We start from the raw sequence: 17,446 nt of genomic DNA, 5'->3' as shown, positions 1-17,446 counted from the left end.
GCGTGGGCATGACCCTGGCTGCCGTAACCAAGGACCGCGACCTTGCGGCCCTGGATGATGGACAGGTCGGCATCGTCGTCGTAGAACAGCTCGGCGGACATGGGGAGTTCTCCTTGGTTCCTGGGATGTGAGGATGTGCGGACGGACAAGGGGACGGCGGGCGTGCTACGCGCTCTGCGCGCGTGCCGCCGTGGCGGCGCCGGCCGGGGTCAGGCGGATCGGCCGGGCCTCTCGCGCGGTGCGGTCGGCCAGGGCCCGGGAGCCGCGGCCGATCGCGATCGCGCCGGACTGGACGAGCTCCTTGATGCCGAAGGCCGCGAGCATCCGGAGCATCGCGTCGAGCTTGTCGCCGGAGCCGGTCGCCTCCAGGGTGACGGCGTCGGGCGAGACGTCCACGGTCCTGGCCCGGAACAGCTCGGCGATCTGGACGATCTGGGCGCGGGAGCCGTTGTCGGCGCTCACCTTCACCAGGACCAGTTCGCGCTGGACGGCGGAGTCGGCCTCCAGCTCGACGATCTTCAGGACGTTGACCAGCTTGTTGAGCTGCTTGGTCACCTGCTCCAGGGCGAGTTCGTGGTCGACCCTGACGACGATGGTGATGCGGGAGAGATCGGGGTGTTCGGTGGTGCCGACCGCGAGCGAGTCGATGTTGAAGCCGCGCCGCGAGAACAGGGCGGCGACCCGGGCGAGGATGCCGGGAGTGTTCTCGACCAGGACGGAGAGCGTGTGCTGGGACATGTCGGGAGGTCCTCTCAGTCGTCCGCGGAGTCGCCGAAGTCGGGGCGTACGTCGCGTGCGGCCATGATGTCGTCGTTGGAGGTGCCGGCAGGGACCATCGGCCACACCATCGCGTCCTCGTGGACGATGAAGTCCACAACGACGGGGCGGTCGTTGATCGCGTTGGCCTTGTCGATGATCGCGTCGAGCTCGTACGGGTTCTCGCAGCGCAGGCCCACACAGCCCATCGCCTCGGAGAGCTGTACGAAGTCCGGGACCCGGGTGCCGCGGTTGGTGGTGGATCCCACTCCGCGGGTCGAGCCGGTGGTGGCGTTGGTGGCGCCGTCGTGCAGCACGGTGTTGGAGAACCGTGCGCCGTAGAAGAGGCTCTGCCACTGGCGGACCATCCCGAGCGCGCCGTTGTTGATGATCGCGACCTTGATCGGGATGTTGTTGAGCGCGCAGGTGGTGAGCTCCTGATTGGTCATCTGGAAGCAGCCGTCACCGTCGATCGCCCAGACCGTACGGTCCGGCATCCCGGCCTTGGCACCCATCGCCGCAGGCACCGCGTACCCCATCGTTCCGGCACCGCCCGAGTTGAACCAGGTGCCGGGCTCCTCGTGCGGGAGGAACTGCGCCGCCCACATCTGGTGCTGGCCCACCCCGGACGCGAACAGTGTTCCTTCGGGGGCGAGTTGACCGATGCGTTCGATGACCTGCTGCGGGGAGAGCAGCCCCGGGTCGGCGGGGAGTTCGTAGCCGCGACGGTAGGTGGCCCGCCAGCGGTCCAGGTCCCGCCACCAGTCGGCGTAGTCGCCGACGCGCCCCTCCTCACGCTCACCGCGCACGGCGGCGGCCAGGGCGGCGATCACCTCGCGGGCGTCGCCGACGATGGGGACGTCCGCGAGCCGGTTCTTGCCGATCTCCGCAGGGTCGATGTCGGCGTGGACGACCATGGCGTGCGGGGCGAAGCCGTCCAGCTTCCCGGTGACCCGGTCGTCGAACCGGGCGCCGAGCGCGACGATCAGGTCGGCCTTCTGGAGTGCGGCGACGGCCGCGACGTCCCCGTGCATACCGGGCATTCCCACGTGCTGGGGGTGGCTGCCGGGGAAGGCGCCGAGTGCCATCAGGGTGGTGACGACGGGCGCCCCGGTCAGCTCGGCCAGGGTGCGCAGCTCGTCGGTGGCGCGCGCCTTGAGCACCCCGCCGCCGACGTACAGGACCGGCCGGCGAGCCGCGGCGATGAGCCGCGCGGCCTCGCGGATCTGCTTGGGGTGCGGCTTGGTGACCGGGCGGTAGCCGGACAGTTCCAGCACCGGCGGCCACTGGAAGGTGGTGGCCGCCTGGAGGGCGTCCTTGGTGATGTCGATGAGTACCGGTCCGGGGCGGCCGGTGGAGGCGATGTGGAAGGCCTCGGCAACTGTCCGCGGGATGTCGTCGGCGTTGGTGACCAGGAAGTTGTGCTTGGTGATCGGCATGGTGATGCCGACGATGTCCGCCTCCTGGAACGCGTCCGTGCCGATCGACTTGGAGGGGACCTGGCCGGTGATCGCGATCATCGGCACGGAGTCCATGTGCGCGTCCGCGATCGGAGTCACCAGATTGGTGGCGCCCGGACCCGACGTCGCCATGCACACCCCCACCTTGCCGGTGGCCTGGGCGTATCCGGTGGCCGCGTGCCCGGCGCCCTGCTCGTGGCGGACCAGTACGTGACGGACCCGGGTCGAGTCCATCAGGGGGTCGTACGCCGGAAGGATGCAGCCGCCCGGGATGCCGAACACGGTGTCCGCGCCGGCCTCTTCGAGAGCGCGGATGAGGGACTGGGCGCCCGTCACCTGCTCGGCGCCGGTGTCCGGCTGCCCGGTGGTACGGGTCCGCGCTTGCGGAAGGAGGGCCGCGGGGGCCTGCTGCACAGCGTTTGGCATCGTCAGTTCCAAAAGTCCGTAGGAGTGTTGTCGAGGACGTTTCGGTGATCGGCAGCCGCGGGAGCGGCCGGGTGGTACGTGCCCGCCGCCGGGTGATCACCGCAACGGTGCACCCGGCGGACCCCGGGCCGGGTCAGGGCGGGGTCCCCGCCGTCAGCAGGGCGTCGCAGGCGTGCCGTACGACGTCGAGGCCGGAGAGCCTCTTGACGAGCGGCCCGTCCACGCTCAGCTCGCCGCGCACCGCCACCGCCGCCGCGTAGCCCCGGTCCACCGGGACGTCGAGGAGGGTCCAGCCGGACGGCGGGTACGGGCCCTCGGGGCGGCCCGAGCCGACGTAGTCGAGGGCGGGATCGCGGCCGAGTCCCGTACCGAGGCCCTTGAGGTAGGCCTCCTTGCGGGTCCACAGCCGGGCCAGTGCCCGGGGCCGTTCCGCGGGGCCGAGCGCGGCCAGTTCGGCCTGCTCGTCCACGTGCAGCATCGAGGCGAGTTCCGCGGTGCCCTCCTCGTCCCCCACCAGCTCCACGTCGACCCCTATGGGGGCCGCCGCGGTGCCGACGACGGCGAGGTCGCCGCGGTGGGACAGGGAGAAGAACAGCCGGTCGTCGGCGTCGACCACGGTGGGCCGGCCGTGCGGTCCGCCGCAGCAGGGGCAGGTGTCCCGGCCGAAGTGGACCTCCTCGGGGCGCAGGCTCAGGTACGAGCCGAGCAGCCGGCGGAGGGCGACATGCGCGGCCGTGAACCGGGTTCGGTCGGCGGCGTGCATGAGGGTGGCGGCACGTTGACGCTCGGTCGCGTCGAGTACCTGTTCGTCCAGGATGCCGATGGGGACATCCGAGACCCTCAGGAGCCAGAGGTCCAGTGAGCCGGGGGGTGGCAGCTCACGAACGACCCACGGCAGGGTTTGTTCCACGGGGTCTCTCCTGTTCGTTCGAGAGTGACAGGCGAGCCGGGTCTCACTGCGTGGCCGGCGCGATCGGCAGGTCGCGCCTTCCGCGCAGCGGCCCGATCAGGAGGAGCAGCGGGGTCAGGGCGAGTCCGGCGGTGAGCAGCCACAGGGTGGGCCGCATACCGAGGACGGTGCCGAGGGTTCCGCCGAGCAGTGAACCAATGGGAATGGCGCCGAAGTTCGCGACCGAGATGCTGGCCGAGACGCGGCCGAGCAGCTGGGGCGGACAGTAGCGCTGGCGGAACGCTCCCTGGATCACGTTGGCGAGCACGACGCCGAGCGAGAGCACGGCGCTCCCGACCACCAGGGCGGACAGGGTCCAGTTCTTGTTGGTCAGCGGGATGAGCAGGGCGAACGGGGCGCTGAGGATCGTGGCGACGAGCAGTCCGCGGGCCGAGCCGAACCGTGCGATCAGGCGTTTCGCGTTGGCGGCACCGAGGATGCCGCCGATGCTGCTCGACGCGAGGAGCCATCCGGTGGCGCCTTGGGGCACCCCGAGCCCACGGAGGATGAAGACGGGCAGGATCGCCGCCTCGGCCGTGAGCAGCAGGTTGGTGGCGGTGCCGTACAGGGTGAGGACTCGCAGGTAGGGGTCCTTGAAGGCGAACCGGAGTCCTTCCTTGATGTCCTGTATCAGGGCCGGCCGTTCGGTGGGTTTCTCCGGGATCGGCTCCTTCTTGCGGATGCCGGACAGGCAGAGCGCGGAGACGAGGAACGTCGCCGAGTTGACGAGGAGTCCGGAGGTGGCGCCGAACACCTGGGCCAGCAGGCCGCCCCCGCCGAGGCCCGCGACCTGGGCGACCGATTCGCTGCCCTGGAGCTTGGCGTTGGCCTCCTGGAGGTCCTCGGGTTCGACGACGGAGGGCACGTAGACCTTGTACGAGATTCCGAAGAACACCGCGGCGAACCCATTGATCAGTGCCACGAACAGCAGTTGGGTCAGCGTCAGGATTCCGAGCCAGCCCGCGACCGGCACGCTCGCCAGGAGCACGAGCGGGACCAGGTTGCAGATCTGCATGATCGGCCGTCGCCGCATCCGGTCGACCCAGGCGCCGGCCGGCAGGCCGATCAGCAGCCAGGGCAGCCAGGGGGCCGCGGCCAGCAGACTCACCGAGAAGACGCTCTCCTTGAGCGTCACCGTGGCCACGAGAGGCATGGCGACGGCGGTGATGTTGATGCCGACGCGGTTGGTCGTCTCACCGATCCACAGCAGCCGGAAGTCGCGGTTGGTGCGCAGTCCGCCGCGCGGCGGCGGTTCCTGCTCCGTGTCGGTGTCGCGCTCGGTCAGCCGGGCGTTCATGACGTCACCGCCCTGAGTACGGCCTGCGTGAGCAGCGCGCTCCCGTCCGACCAGCGTGTGCGCCGGTCGGTCAGCTCTGTTTTCAGCACGTCCCGCCGGGTGGCGAGCGTACGTATCCCGTCGGCCGTGGAGCCGGGTCCGCCGCCGTGGGAGCACGCCTCGGCCACCCGGTCGGGGGCCAGTCCGCCGTCGTCGACGGCGGTGAAGCGGGCCGCGTCCGCCAGCGGCCGGCCGGAGTCCAGGGCGCCGAGCACGGTCTCGCCGACCAGATGGTGTGCGGCCCGGAACGGCATCCCGTCCAGCACGAGCCGCTCGGCCAGGTAGGTGGCCGAGGTGAAGCCGTCCACGGCCCGCGCCGTCATGCGTGCGCGCTCCGGTTCGGTGCCCGCGACCACCAGGCTCAGCAGCGTCACCGCGTCGGTGGTGCCGCTGAGACCGGGCCACAGGTGCCGTACGGCCTCGGTGCCGACCGCGATGGCGTTGGTGTAGCCACCGGTGGTCATCGCGGTCGCCGCGCCGACGAAGGCGCCCAGGCTCGCACCGGACCGGCCCTGGATGTGTTCGAGGAGGAACGGGTTGCGTTTCTGCGGCATCATCGAGCTGGACCCGACGAGGGTGTCCCCCACCCGCAGCAGCCCGAACTCCTCCGACGTCCAGGTGCTCAGGTCCCGGCCGGCCCGCGCCAGCGCGACGCCGAGGACGGCGGACGCCGAGAGCAGGTCCAGGACGAAGTCACGGGAGGCCACGGCGTCGACCGAGTTGGGCGCGGCGGAGCTGAAGCCGAGCAGTTCGGCGGTGCGCCGGGGGTCGATGGGGACGGAGGTCCCGCCGATCGCACCGGCTCCCAGCGGGTTGACGTCGATCTGGCGTCCGGCGTCCAGCAGCGCCTCGTACGCGCGCAGTACGGCGCCGGCGACGCCGGCGAGGTAGTGGCCGTAGCTGATCGGCACGGCGGGCTGGCCGTGGGTGTAGGCGGGCATGACCACGTCCCGGTACTCCTCGGCCCTGTCCAGGAGCACTCCCGCGAGCCGGTCGACCGCGTCGAGCAGCGCCAGGTAGGGGCCGCGGGTCTTGAGCCGGGTGGTGGTGGCGTTGAGGTCGTTGCGCGAGCGGCCGGTGTGCAGGATGCCGCCGGTCCGGTCGCCCAACTGCTCGATGAGGTGTCCCTCGTAGGCGAGATAGACGCCGCGCGGCATCGGCCTGGAGCGGACCGGTGCGAAGTCCTGCCCGCGCAGTTCCTCGATGGCGCGCAGCAGAGCGGCGGCCCGGTCCGCGTCGACGATCCCGCGCTCGGTGAGCATGATCAGGTGGGCCCGGTCGACCTCGCTGATGGAGCGCAGTTCCTCGCCGAGCCCGTCGGCGGTGTCCGGCAGGTACTGGTCGTAGACGATGCGGTGCGCCTCGGCGTCGAGCGCGGCCTTGAGCCGGCCGGTGTCGACGCCGTGCGCGGGCGCTGTGGTCATGCGTATGCCTCCTCTGTGTGCAGATCCGCGTAGGACACGGCTTCGCCGAGCAGGGCCACGGCCCGGTCGGCGGCTTCGGCGGCCCGTCCCGAGCGGTCGGCGACGGCGATGACGTGGCCGATGCGGCCCCGGAAGTCCTCGGCGGGGCCGACCGGTTCGCCCGGGGCGCGGTAGAGCAGCGCCTCGACGGTGCCCGGTACGGTCCGGGCCCGGTGCACGGCTTCGTCCAGTGCGGCGGACCGCGCCAGGATGCCGTCCCGCGCACAGGTGAGGAACCGGATCGAGGCACGGGCGTAGCCGCCGCGCTCCAGTGCGGGAGCGGCGCCGAGCGCGGCCAGCACCTGGGCCCGTACGAGGTCGATCCCGCAGGCCCTGCGGACCAGTTCGGGGATCATGCCGCCGGCCAGCCGGGGGTTGACCTCGATGACCTCGGCGGTCCGGGTGCCGGTCAGCCGCAGTTCCACGTGGGCGGCGCCCCAGCCGAGGCCGAGCGCCCGCACCGCGCGTACCGCGGTCTCGCGCAGGGCGATCTCCTGCTCGCCGGGGAGCGCGGCCGGCACGTCGTGCCCGGTCTCGACGAAGGCGGGCAGCGGTCCGACGTGTTTGGCCACGGTGACGACGGCTTCGGTGCCGAACACCTCGACGGAGAACTCCGGACCTGTCAGGTACTCCTCGACCAGGATCCGGCCCGGTGCGGTGATGCCCCGCTCGTTGACGGTGGCCGACAGCAGCGTCGCGGCGTGCTCGGCGACCTCGTCGAGGTCCGCGCAGAGCCGTACGCCCAGACTCCCCGATCCCTGCACGGGTTTGACCACGACGGGCAGTCCGATGCCGCGGGCCGCGTCGATCGCGCCGACGACCTCGGAGACGACGGCGAAGTCCGCCGAGCCGACGCCGGCGCCGGTCAGGGTCCGGCGCTGCTCCGCCTTGTCGCGGCAGGCCCGCACGGCCTCGGCCGACGGTCCGGGCAGGCCGAGCCGGTACGCCAGTGCGGCGGCGGTGGGCACGTAGTACTCGGAGCTGGTCAGGACGCCCGCGACGGTGGCCTCGGTCTCCAGCGCCCGGACGGCCGTCCACAGCGCGGACTCGTCGGAGGTGTCCACGACGACCGTCCGCAGCCGGTCCTCGGCGGCGTACGGGTAGCGGCCCGGGTCCGCGCAGAGCAGCACCGGCACCACGCCCAGTTCGGCCGCGCGCCGCGCGAACAGCCGTCCCGTGCCGGTGGTGTTGCTCTCCACCAGGAGCAGCAGGCGCTCGCTCATGAGCCGACCACCGGCAGCACCACGTCGTCGAAGCCGCGGCGGGCCCACAGCAGCCGGGACCAGGCGGCGGTGGCGTCCAGCGGGTGTTCGACGGTGCGGGGGCCGCCCGCGGCGGGGGCGGGGACGATCCCCTGCTCGCTCAGCCAGGTGTCGTTGTAGACGGTGGACTGGTAGCGGTAGCCCTCGTCCGGGAGCACCATCACGACGGTGCTCTCCGGGTTCCGCTCCGCCCACCAGGACGCCACCTGGAAGGACGCGCCGCTGGTCGGGCCCATGAACAGGCCGTGCGCGCGGTAGAGCTCGTGGGTCGCGTGGAACGCCTCGGGGGCGGTCACCCAGTGGACCTCGTCGTAGGCGTTGTGGCTGACGTTGCCCGGGTGGATGCTGCTGCCCAGTCCGCGCAGTGTGCGCGGTCCGTCCGGGCTGCCGAAGATGATGCTGCCCTGGGTGTCCACGCCGACCAGGTGCAGTGCCGGGCCGGTCTGCCGCAGCGCGGCGGCGAGTCCGCCGGTGGAGCCGCCCGAACCCACCGGGCCCACCAGGCAGTCCACGGCGCCGACGGTGTCCCCGATCAGATCGGCGACGACGCCGTACGCGCCGGGGTTGTCGGGGTTGTCGTACTGGCCGGGGACGAAGGCCTCGGGGTCCTGCCGGCGCAGCTCCTCCACGCGGGCGAGCCGTGCGCCCTGGATGCCGCCGGCCTGGCCGGTGTGCTCGACGATCTCCACGGTCGTGCCGAGCATTTCGAGCCGGGTGCGCAGATCGCGGTCGATCGCCGAGTCCCCGACGATGGTCAGCGGGTAGCCGCGCAGCCGGCAGACCATGGCCAGGCCCAGCGCGAAGGTGCCGGAGGAGGTCTCGATGATCCGGGTGCCGGGCGAGATCAGTCCGGCGGCCTCGGCCCGGTCGAGTATGTAGCGGGCGGGCAGCAGCTTCATCAGGCTGAAGGCGGCCGCGTAGAGGTTGTCGCTCACCTTGATGATGCGGGGCAGCTCCGTCGCCTCCACGATCGAGGAGTGAGCCTTGGGCAGAGTCGTCGTCATGTCAGTCACCCGTTGTGTAGTTCCACTGCTCGTGAATTCCGAGCTCTTGCAGGAGGTCCTGGGCCACGTCGGTCCGCGCCTCGACCTCGGGGTCGTCCCGGTCGAAGAGGAGTCCGGCGATGTCCCCGCTGTGCGCCGCCTGTATTCCGACGGCTCCGGTGGTCCGCGCGATGTCACGGATGCGGTCGAGCTCCGGGATCGGCAGATGGCGCTGGTTGATCTCCGTGCTGGCCGTGGCCACCGATCCCAGCAGGGCCACGTCCTTCATCTGGATGGCCTCCCGGAGCATCGCCTGCAGCCGGGTGAAGAGGCCGATCTCGTCCTGCCCGTAGCGGGCCGGCGAGAAGGCCAGCGTGTCCACGCCCCGCCCGCCGCCCTCGGGGCGGGAGCCGAAGCCGAGAATCCGCAGGGCCGGCATCCGGTAGCCGAAGTCCTCGATCACCGTGCCCTCGCGCTGGGCGAACAGGACCGTGGACTCCTCGAACATGAGGGAGTCGGAGGCGGTCTCGGCGCGCACCGCGATCCTGGCGACTTCCTGCGGCGGCAGCGGGCTGACGAACGCGTCCTTGACCGCCCAGATCGCGGCGAGCACATCGCTCGTCGACGAGCCGAAGCCCCGGCACAGCGGTACGTCACCGGTGAGGTCCAGATGGCCGCCCGCCGGCTCGGCGCCCGGCGGTGTCACGGCGCGGACCGCGAGTTCGGCCGCGCGCCGTGCCTTGCCCTTCCACTCCGGCGTGACGGTGACCTCGTCGCCGGGGGCGGGGATGAACGTCGCGCGAGTCGCGTGAATGGTGCAGGGAAGAGTGACGAGACCTCGGGTGAGCCCGTTGTCGCCGGTGAAAACGCCTTGCAGGATCTCACCGTGGTGGACGGGGGCTGAAGCTACCCCGACACGCCAGCCGGAATGATCAACCATTTCCTTGACTTTCTGTTGCCGGGAGCCATGGCCTGCGGATGGGTTCACGCTATGCAGGCCGGAACCCGCCGCCCGGCGGCAAGAGCGGCAGCCCGCGGGCAATTTGGGGGGCCGCGGCCGGCCGGGAACGCGCAGGTGCCCGGGGCCGCCGTCGTGGCGGTCCCGGGCACCTGCGCCGTGTCGTGAGGATCAGTGACGTACTCCGCGCAACTCCTCGGCCAGCACCTTTCCGATCTCGCGCAGGGGCTCGGCGGTGGTCATGTCCCAGTGCTCGCAGTCGATGTCGTACTCCTCGACCCGGCCCAGGACATGGGGTGCCCAGGAGTCGGCGCCGGTCGCCGCTGCGGGTGTGCGGGCGGCGTTGAAGAACACGGTGTCGCCGCCGAACCGCCGCCGCGGAACGTACCGGTAGCGCATCTCCAGGTTCCCGGCCGTGGCGGCGACGACCGCGGCGGCCTGGGCCGGCTCCAGCGCGCCCAGGATCGCGTCCTCGGCGCGCAGCACGGCGGCCAGCTCCGCCGCGTCCGGGGCGCTGTCGGCGCACCGCACGTCGAGTTCGGCGCCGCGGCCCCCGAGCAGGGCGGTCAGGACCTCGCGGCCGGTGACGGCGGGTGGCCGGAACCCGTCGGGCAGCGGGTAGGAGTCGAGCAGCGCCAGGAGTGCCACCTCCTCGCCCTGCTCCTCCAGCCGGGCCGCGATCGCGTGCGCCACGAGTCCGCCGAACGACCAGCCGAGCAGGTGGTACGGGCCGTGGGCCTGGACCGAGCGGATCTCGGCCACATAGCTGTCGGCCATCTCCTCGATGCCGGCCGGCCGGTCCGCCGGGCTCGTCAACTCCCTGGCCTGCAGGCCGATCAGCGGCCGCTGTCCGCCGATGTGCCGGAGCAGTCCGGCGTACGACCAGCTCATCCCGGAGATCGCGTGGACGCAGAACAGCGGGGCCTCGGTGGCGGCGGGGGACGCGGCGCGGATCGGCAGCAGCGTCTCCATCGGGTCGCCGCTCGTGTTCGAGGCGATGTGTTCGGCGAGCAGCGCGGGCGTCGGGTACTGGAACAGGTCCCGGATGGTGACGCGGGTCTCCCAGATACCGCGGATCCGGCCGATCAGCCGGGTGGCGAGCAGGGAGTGGCCGCCCAGTTGGAAGAAGTGGTCGTCGATGGTGACCGACGGCACCCCGAGGGTGGCGGCGAAGAGGCCGCACAGGACTTCCTCCGCCGGGGTGCGCGGTGCCCTGCCGCCGCCGGTGTCGGCCTGCGGCGGTTCGGGCAGGGCGCGCCGGTCGAGCTTGCCGTTGACCGTCAGGGGCAGCGCGTCCAGCGGCACGATCGTGGCCGGAACCATGTACTCGGGCAGCGCCGCGACCGCGTGCCGGCGCAGCTCGGAGAGGTCGGGCCGGCCGCTGCCCTCGGTGGGCACCACGTACGCCACCAGGCGCTTGTCACCGGGCCGGTCCTCGCGGATCAGCACCGCCACCTGCGCGAGGGAGGGGTGCCGCAGCAGTGCCGATTCGATCTCACCCGGCTCGATGCGGAAACCCCGCAGCTTGATCTGCTGGTCGGCCCGGCCGAAATACTCCAGCGCCCCGTCCTGGCTCCAGCGCGCCAGGTCGCCGGTCCGGTACATCCGGGAGCCGGGCGCACCGTGCGGGTCGGCGACGAAGCGTTCCGCGCTCAGTGCGGGCTGCCCGATGTAGCCGTGGGCGAGGCCGTGCCCGGAGACGTAGAGCTCACCGGGGACGCCCGGCGGCTGCTGCCGGAGGTTCTCGTCGAGCACGTAGGCGTGTTTGCCGGTGACGGGCCGTCCGATCGGGATGGCGGGCGCCGGCCGGGTGAGGACGTGGGCGGTGGTGAAGCCCATGCTCTCGGCCGGCCCGTAGCCGTTGACCAGGTGGAGGTGGGGGTGGTCGGCGAGCGCCTTGGCGGTGTGGGCGGGCGAGGCCGCCTCACCGGCGGTCATCGCCTCCTTGATCCGGGAGAAGACCACCGGGTGCTCGTCGAGCATGTGGTTGAACAGGCTCGCCGACATCTGGAGGGTGGTGACGCCGTGCCGCTCGACCAGCTCCGCGATCTGGTGCGGGTCGGTGTGCTGGCCGGGCTGCAGGACGCAGACGCCGCCGTGCAGGAGCGGTCCGAAGACCTCCAGGGCGAAGGCGTCCCAGGACACCGGTGAGCTCTGGAGATAGGTCTGCTCCGGTCCGAAGTCCAGGTAGTCGGGGCCGATGAAGGTGGCGGCCAGCGCCCGGTGCGACGCGGCGACCCCCTTGGGGAGCCCGGTCGACCCGGAGGTGAACATCACGCACGCGATGGATTCGGGGTGCCCGCCCGTCTCCACCGGTGTCCCGGGCAGGCCGCTGATCGCGGGGATCTCCGCGGTCAGGTCGACGAGGGTGGCCGGGGTCGACAGGGCCGTCAGGTGGGCCTGGGTGACCAGCGCCGCCGGGCCGGTCTGCCCGAGGACGGTGTTCAGCCGGTCGGCCGGGAACTGCGGGTCGAGCAGGGTGTATCCGGCCCCGGCCTTCAGGGCGGCGAGCAGCGCTGCGATGAGCTGCGGGGAACGCTCCAGGTGGATGGCGACGATGCTGCCCGGGGTGACGCCGCGCGCGGTGAGGTGGCGGGCCAGCCGGTTGGACCAGATGTCCAGCTCCTGGTACGTCACCTGCTGCTCCTCGTGGACCAGCGCCACCGAGTGCGGTGTGCGGGCGGCCTGTTCGGTGAACAGTCCGTCGAGCCCCGGGGCGGGCGCCGGCGTCTGCGCGCCGCTCCACTCGCGCAGCCGGGCCCTGTCTTCCTCGGAGACCGTCTCCAGTTCCGCCAGCGGCAGATCGGGGCTTGCCACGGCCCCGGTGAGGAGCCGGACCAGGCGGTCCGCCGTGGCCTCGATGGTGCGTGCCTCGTAGAGGTCGGTGGTGTACTCGATCAGGATGTCGAGGCCGTCGGGGCGCCCGTCCCCGGTGCGGTTCTCGGCGAAGGCGAAGGTGAGGTCGAACTTCGCCACGGAGACCGGCGGGGCGGCGAACTCGCTCTCCAGCCCGGCGAGCCGGGGGGCCTCGTTGCTGGTGTCCCCGACGGTGAGCATGATCTGGAAGAGGGGGTGGCGGGCGGTGGTGCGCTCGGGGTTGAGGGCTTCGACCAGCCGGTCGAACGGCAGGTCCTGGTGGGCCCATGCGGCGAGGTCGGTCTCCCGGACGCGGGTCAGCAGTTCCCGGAAGCTCGGGTCACCGCTGGTGTCGGTCCGGAGCACGAGTGTGTTGACGAAGAAGCCGACGAGGTCGTCGAGCTTCTGGTCGGTGCGCCCGGCGACGGGTGAGCCGAGCGGGATGTCGTGCCCGGCGCCGGACCGCGCCAGCAGCGTCGCGACGGCCGCCTGCGCCACCATGAAGAACGTGGTCCCGGTGTCCTGGGCCAGCGACATCAGGGCGGTGTGCAGTTCGGCGGGGCAGTGCACGGCGTGGGTGCGGCCCCGGTTGGAGGCGACGGCGGGGCGGGCGTGGTCGGTGGGGAGCGTGGCCTCCTCCGGCAGTTCGGCGAGCACCCCGCGCCAGTGGCCGAGTTGGCGTTCCTCGTCGCGTTCCAGGAGGCGTTGCTGCCAGAGGGAGTAGTCGGCGTACTGGACCGGCAGCGGCTCCCACGCGGGGGCGGCGCCCTCGGCGCGGGCCTCGTAGGCGGTGGCCAGGTCGCGGAAGAGCGGTCCGTTCGACCAGCCGTCGGAGGCGATGTGATGGATCACGAGCAGGAGTACGTGGTCCGCGGCGCCGAGCTTCAGCAGCTTCGCCCGGTACGGGGTCTCGGCCGACAGGTCGAAGGTCCGGCCGGCCTCGGCGGCCAGCCGTTCCGTGAGCGCTTCCTCGGTGGTGCTGACGAGGGGCAGGCCGGGGGCGGTCGGGGGCAGGACGTGCTGGTACGGGACGTTCTCGTGGGTGGGGAAGACGGTGCGCAGGCCTTCGTGACGGGTGGTGAGGTCGGTGAGGGCCAGTTCTAGGGCCCGGTGGTCGAGAGGGCCCTTGAGCCGCAGGGCAAGCGGGATGTTGTAGGTGGCTGAGGGGCCTTCCATCTGGTCGAGGAACCACAGCCGCTGCTGGGCGGAGGAGAGCGGAACGCGCTCCGGCCGCTCCTGGGGCATCAGCGCCGGCCGCCGCTCCCCGCTGCCCTCGACCGCGATCCGCTCGGCCAGCTGCGCGACCGTCGCGTACTGGAACAGGTCCCGGATGGTGATCTCGGTGTCCCACACGGCGCGGATGCGGCTGACGAGCCGGGTGGCGAGCAGGGAGTGCCCGCCGCGCCGGAAGAAGTGGTCGTCGATGGTGACCGACGGCAGTCCGAGTACGGCCGCGAAGAGACCGCACAGGACTTCCTCGGCGGGCGTCCTGGGCGGGCGGCCCCCGGCGTCGGCGCTCAGCAGGGGTGCGGGCAGGGCGCGTCGGTCGACCTTGCCGTTGGTGGTGAGGGGGATCTCGTCGAGGACCACGAAGGCGGCCGGGACCATGTACTCCGGGAGTGCGACGGAGATCTCGCGGTGCACGGCGTCGGTGTCGATCCGGGCGCCGTCGGCGGCGACGAGGTAGGCGGCGAGGCGCTTGTCGCCGGGCCGGTCCTCCCGGACGACGACGGTCGCCTGGCCCACACTCTCGTGAGCGGCCAACGCCGTCTCGATCTCACCGAGTTCGATACGGAAGCCGCGGAGCTTGACCTGCTGGTCGGCCCGGCCCAGGTACTCGACGGAGCCCGCGAGGTTCCAGCGGACCAGGTCGCCCGTCCGGTACATCCGCGTACCGGGCGGACCGAACGGGTCCGCGACGAAGCGCTCCGCCGTCAGCGAGGCGCGGTTGAGGTATCCCTGCGCCAGGCCGGCGCCGGCGATGTACAGCTCACCGGGAGCGCCGGGGGCGGCGAGCTGAAGGGCGGCGTCGAGGACGTAGACGCGGTGGTTGTCGAGGGGCTCCCCGATCGGGATGGCACCCGGGTAGTCCAGGGGCCGGTGGATGCGGTGGGTGGTGGCGAAGGTCGTCGTCTCCGTCGGACCGTAACCATTGACGACGGTGAGGTCCGGGCAGCGGTCCATGACCCGGCGTACCGCCTCCGGCGGAACCACGTCACCGCCCGCCCAGACCTCGCTCACCCCGGCGAACGCCTCCGGAGCCTCCTCCGCCATCACGCGGAACAGCCCGGCCGTCAGCCAGAGCGAGGTGATCCGGTGCTCGGCGAGGAGCCGCTGGTAGTCGGCCGGGGCGAGATGGCCGCGTGGTGCCACCACGACGGTGCGGCCGTTCAGCCACGGCACCCAGATCTCGTACGTCGAGGCGTCGAAGGCGGCCGGTGAGTGGAACAGCACGCGCCGGTGGCCGCCGTTCGCGTACATGGTCTGGGCGGCCAGGTCCGCGACATTGCGGTGGGTGACCGCGACGCCCTTCGGCACCCCCGTCGAACCCGACGTGAACATCGCGTAGACGGGCTGGTCGGGGTGGATGGCGCACGCGGGAGCGGTGGCGGGAAGGTGGCCGAGGCCGGTGGTACCGCCCAGGACGACGACCTGCGCGTCGGCGTCCAGGACGACCTGGTGGTCCGCCAGGGCCTGGTCGGTGAGCAGGACCGGCGCCTGGGTGTCGGCGAGGATCTGGACGAGCCGGCTGTCGGGGTCGGTGGTGTTCAGCGGGGCGTACACGGCCCCGGCCTTGACCACGGAGAGCAGAGCGGTGAGCAGGTCGGCCGAGCGCTCCATCAGGACCGCGACCACGTCGTGCTGCCGGATCCCGAGCTCGATGAGGTGGTGGGCCAGCCGGTTGGTGACCTCGTCGAGTTCGGCGAACGTCAGGTCGTGGTCCGCGTCGACCAGGGCTGTCGCGTCCGGGGTGCGGGCGGCCTGCGCGGCGAACAGCTCCGCCAGGCTCTTCCCGGACGAGCCGGTGGCGGCGCCACTGCGCTCCTCCAGGAGCAGCCGCCGCTCGTGCTCGCCGAGCAGGTCGAGGACGGACAGCGGGGTGTCGGGCGAGGTGACCACGGCCTCCAGGAGCCGGTTCAGCCGTGCCATGAGCGCCTCGATCGTCCGGGCGTCGTAGAGATCGGTGGCGTACTCGATGGTGATGTCCAGGCCGTCCGGCCGGCCGTCGCGGGTGCGGTGCTCGGCGAAGCCGAACGTCAGGTCGAACTTGGCGATCTGCAGGGCGCTGTACTCGGTCCGGGCGTCGAGCCCCGGGAACCCGATGACGTCCGAACCGGCCTCGCCCATGGTCAGCATCACCTGGAAGAGCGGGTGGCGGGAGGCGGAGCGCTCGGGGTTCAGTACCTCGACCAGCCGGTCGAAGGGCAGGTCCTGGTTGTCCCAGGCCGCCAGATCCGTCGTGCGGACCCTGGACAGCAGTTCCCGGAAGCTCGGGTCGCCCGAGACGTCCGTACGCAGCACGAGGGTGTTGACGAAGAAGCCGACCAGCCCGTCGAGTGCTTCGTCGATGCGCCCCGACACCGGGGAGCCGATCGCTATGTCGAGGCCGGCGCCGGAGCGCGAGAGGGCGGTCGCGACGGCGGCCTGGACGGCCATGAACAGCGTGGCGCCGGACTCCCGTGCGAGGTGACTGAGCGCGGTGTGGAAGGTGGCGGGCAGCCGGGCGTCGCAGGTGGCACCCACGTACGAGGCGGAGGCGGGGCGCGGACGGTCGGCCGGCAGCGTCCCCTCCTCGGGCAGGTCCGCCAACGCCTGCTGCCAGAAGTCCAGTTGCCGTGATCCGGCGCTCTCCGGGTCGTCGCCATCGCCGAGCAGCTCCTGCTGCCACAGGGTGTAGTCGGCGTACTGGACCGGCAGCGGCTCCCACGCGGGGGCTGCGCCCCGGACCCGCGCCTCGTAGGCGGTGGCGAGATCCTGGAGCAGGGGCGCGGTCGAACCGCCGTCCGACACGATGTGGTGCATGACGATGAGCAGGACGTGTTCCTGCTCACCGAGGGCGATGAGGCGGGCCCGGACGGGCAGGTCCACCGCGAGGTGGAAGACCTGGGCGGACTCCTCGGCGAGGACGGCCTGCACCGTCGCGGTGTCGGCCGGGACGACCTCGAGCGGGAGCTCCACCTCTTCCTCGGCGAGGATCCGCTGATACGGGGTGCCGTCCTGGTCGGGGAAGAGGGTGCGCAGGCTCTCGTGCCGGCCGAGCAGGTCCAGGAGCGCGGCGTGGAGTGCCGGGCGGTCGAGTTCGCCGTTCAGCCGCACGGCGAGCGGGATGTTGTAGGTGGTCGAGGGCCCTTCCATCTGGGCGATGAACCACAGCCGCTGCTGGGCGAAGGACAAGGGAATCACTTGGTCACTCCCATCCGGCGCATCGGCCGAAGTCTGGGCCGCGCGGCCGCGGCGCCGTCGAGCTTCTCGACGAGCGTGGCCACGATCGGGTTTTCGAAGAGGGTCGCCACGGAGAGTTCGACCCCGAGTACGGTGCGGATCCGGCCCGCGAGCCGGGTGGCGAGGAGCGAGTGCCCGCCGAGGTGGAAGAAGTGGTCGTCGATGGTGACCGAGGTCAGTCCGAGGACTTCCGCGAAGAGTCCGCACAGGACTTCTTCCTTGGCGGTGCGCGGTGCGCGCCCGGTGGCGTCGTTGACGATCTGGGGGGCGGGCAGGGCGCGTCGGTCGACCTTGCCATTGACGGTGAGCGGGATCTCGTCCAGTACGACGAAGGCGGACGGGACCATGTACTCGGGCAGCAGCCCGGACACCTGTCGCTGTACGTCGCCGGGTTCGATCCGGGCGCTGTCGGCGGCGGTGAGGTAGGCGACGAGGCGTTTGTCGCCCGGCCGGTCCTCTCGGACGACGACGGTCGCCTGGCCCACACTCTCGTGAGCGGTCAACGCCGTCTCGATCTCACCGAGTTCGATACGGAAGCCGCGGAGCTTGACCTG

The 17,446-nt window shown here is 71.9% G+C and carries 11 protein-coding genes; all 11 read right to left on the bottom strand.

The annotated features are described in order from the left end of the window. On the bottom strand, positions 1–101 hold a 101-nt coding region (locus tag AB0I52_RS32135; RefSeq protein WP_363078603.1), incomplete at its 3' end, for a hypothetical protein. Between the two features lie 64 nt (positions 102–165). Then, complete coding sequence (gene ilvN, locus AB0I52_RS32130; RefSeq protein ID WP_363078601.1) at positions 166–738, bottom strand: acetolactate synthase small subunit; 573 nt, start codon at positions 736–738, stop codon at positions 166–168. A gap of 14 nt (positions 739–752) precedes the next feature. After that, positions 753–2,642, bottom strand: coding sequence for an acetolactate synthase large subunit (locus AB0I52_RS32125; protein ID WP_363078599.1), 1,890 nt, complete (start codon positions 2,640–2,642; stop codon positions 753–755). 133 nt (positions 2,643–2,775) lie between these two features. Continuing rightward, a complete protein-coding gene (locus AB0I52_RS32120; RefSeq protein WP_363078597.1) occupies positions 2,776–3,552 on the bottom strand; it encodes a 4'-phosphopantetheinyl transferase superfamily protein in 777 nt (258 codons plus the stop codon). Positions 3,553–3,595: 43 nt separating this feature from the next. Further along, on the bottom strand, positions 3,596–4,888 hold the full coding sequence (locus AB0I52_RS32115) for an MFS transporter (protein WP_363078595.1): 1,293 nt from the start codon (positions 4,886–4,888) through the stop codon (positions 3,596–3,598). After that, on the bottom strand, positions 4,885–6,351 hold the full coding sequence (gene argH, locus AB0I52_RS32110) for an argininosuccinate lyase (protein WP_363078593.1): 1,467 nt from the start codon (positions 6,349–6,351) through the stop codon (positions 4,885–4,887). The genes AB0I52_RS32115 and argH overlap by 4 nt, the downstream gene beginning before the upstream one ends. Beyond that, positions 6,348–7,613: an ATP-grasp domain-containing protein gene (locus AB0I52_RS32105; RefSeq protein ID WP_363078591.1), complete on the bottom strand. Its 1,266-nt coding sequence runs from the start codon at positions 7,611–7,613 to the stop codon at positions 6,348–6,350. The genes argH and AB0I52_RS32105 overlap by 4 nt, the downstream gene beginning before the upstream one ends. Then, on the bottom strand, positions 7,610–8,656 hold the full coding sequence (locus AB0I52_RS32100; protein WP_363078589.1) for a cysteine synthase family protein: 1,047 nt from the start codon (positions 8,654–8,656) through the stop codon (positions 7,610–7,612). The genes AB0I52_RS32105 and AB0I52_RS32100 overlap by 4 nt, the downstream gene beginning before the upstream one ends. 1 nt (position 8,657) lies before the next feature. Next, complete coding sequence (locus AB0I52_RS32095; RefSeq protein ID WP_363078587.1) at positions 8,658–9,575, bottom strand: kinase; 918 nt, start codon at positions 9,573–9,575, stop codon at positions 8,658–8,660. A gap of 189 nt (positions 9,576–9,764) precedes the next feature. After that, positions 9,765–16,853: an amino acid adenylation domain-containing protein gene (locus tag AB0I52_RS32090; protein WP_363078585.1), complete on the bottom strand. Its 7,089-nt coding sequence runs from the start codon at positions 16,851–16,853 to the stop codon at positions 9,765–9,767. Then, positions 16,850–17,446 (bottom strand): phosphopantetheine-binding protein (locus AB0I52_RS32085; protein ID WP_363078583.1); only part of this gene is annotated, 597 nt, incomplete at its 5' end. The genes AB0I52_RS32090 and AB0I52_RS32085, both read right to left, overlap by 4 nt.

It is taken from the genome of Streptomyces sp. NPDC050423 (assembly GCF_040655445.1).
In the GTDB taxonomy this organism is placed as follows: Bacteria; Actinomycetota; Actinomycetes; order Streptomycetales; family Streptomycetaceae; genus Streptomyces.
This window is presented reverse-complemented; position numbering and strand designations above follow the sequence as displayed.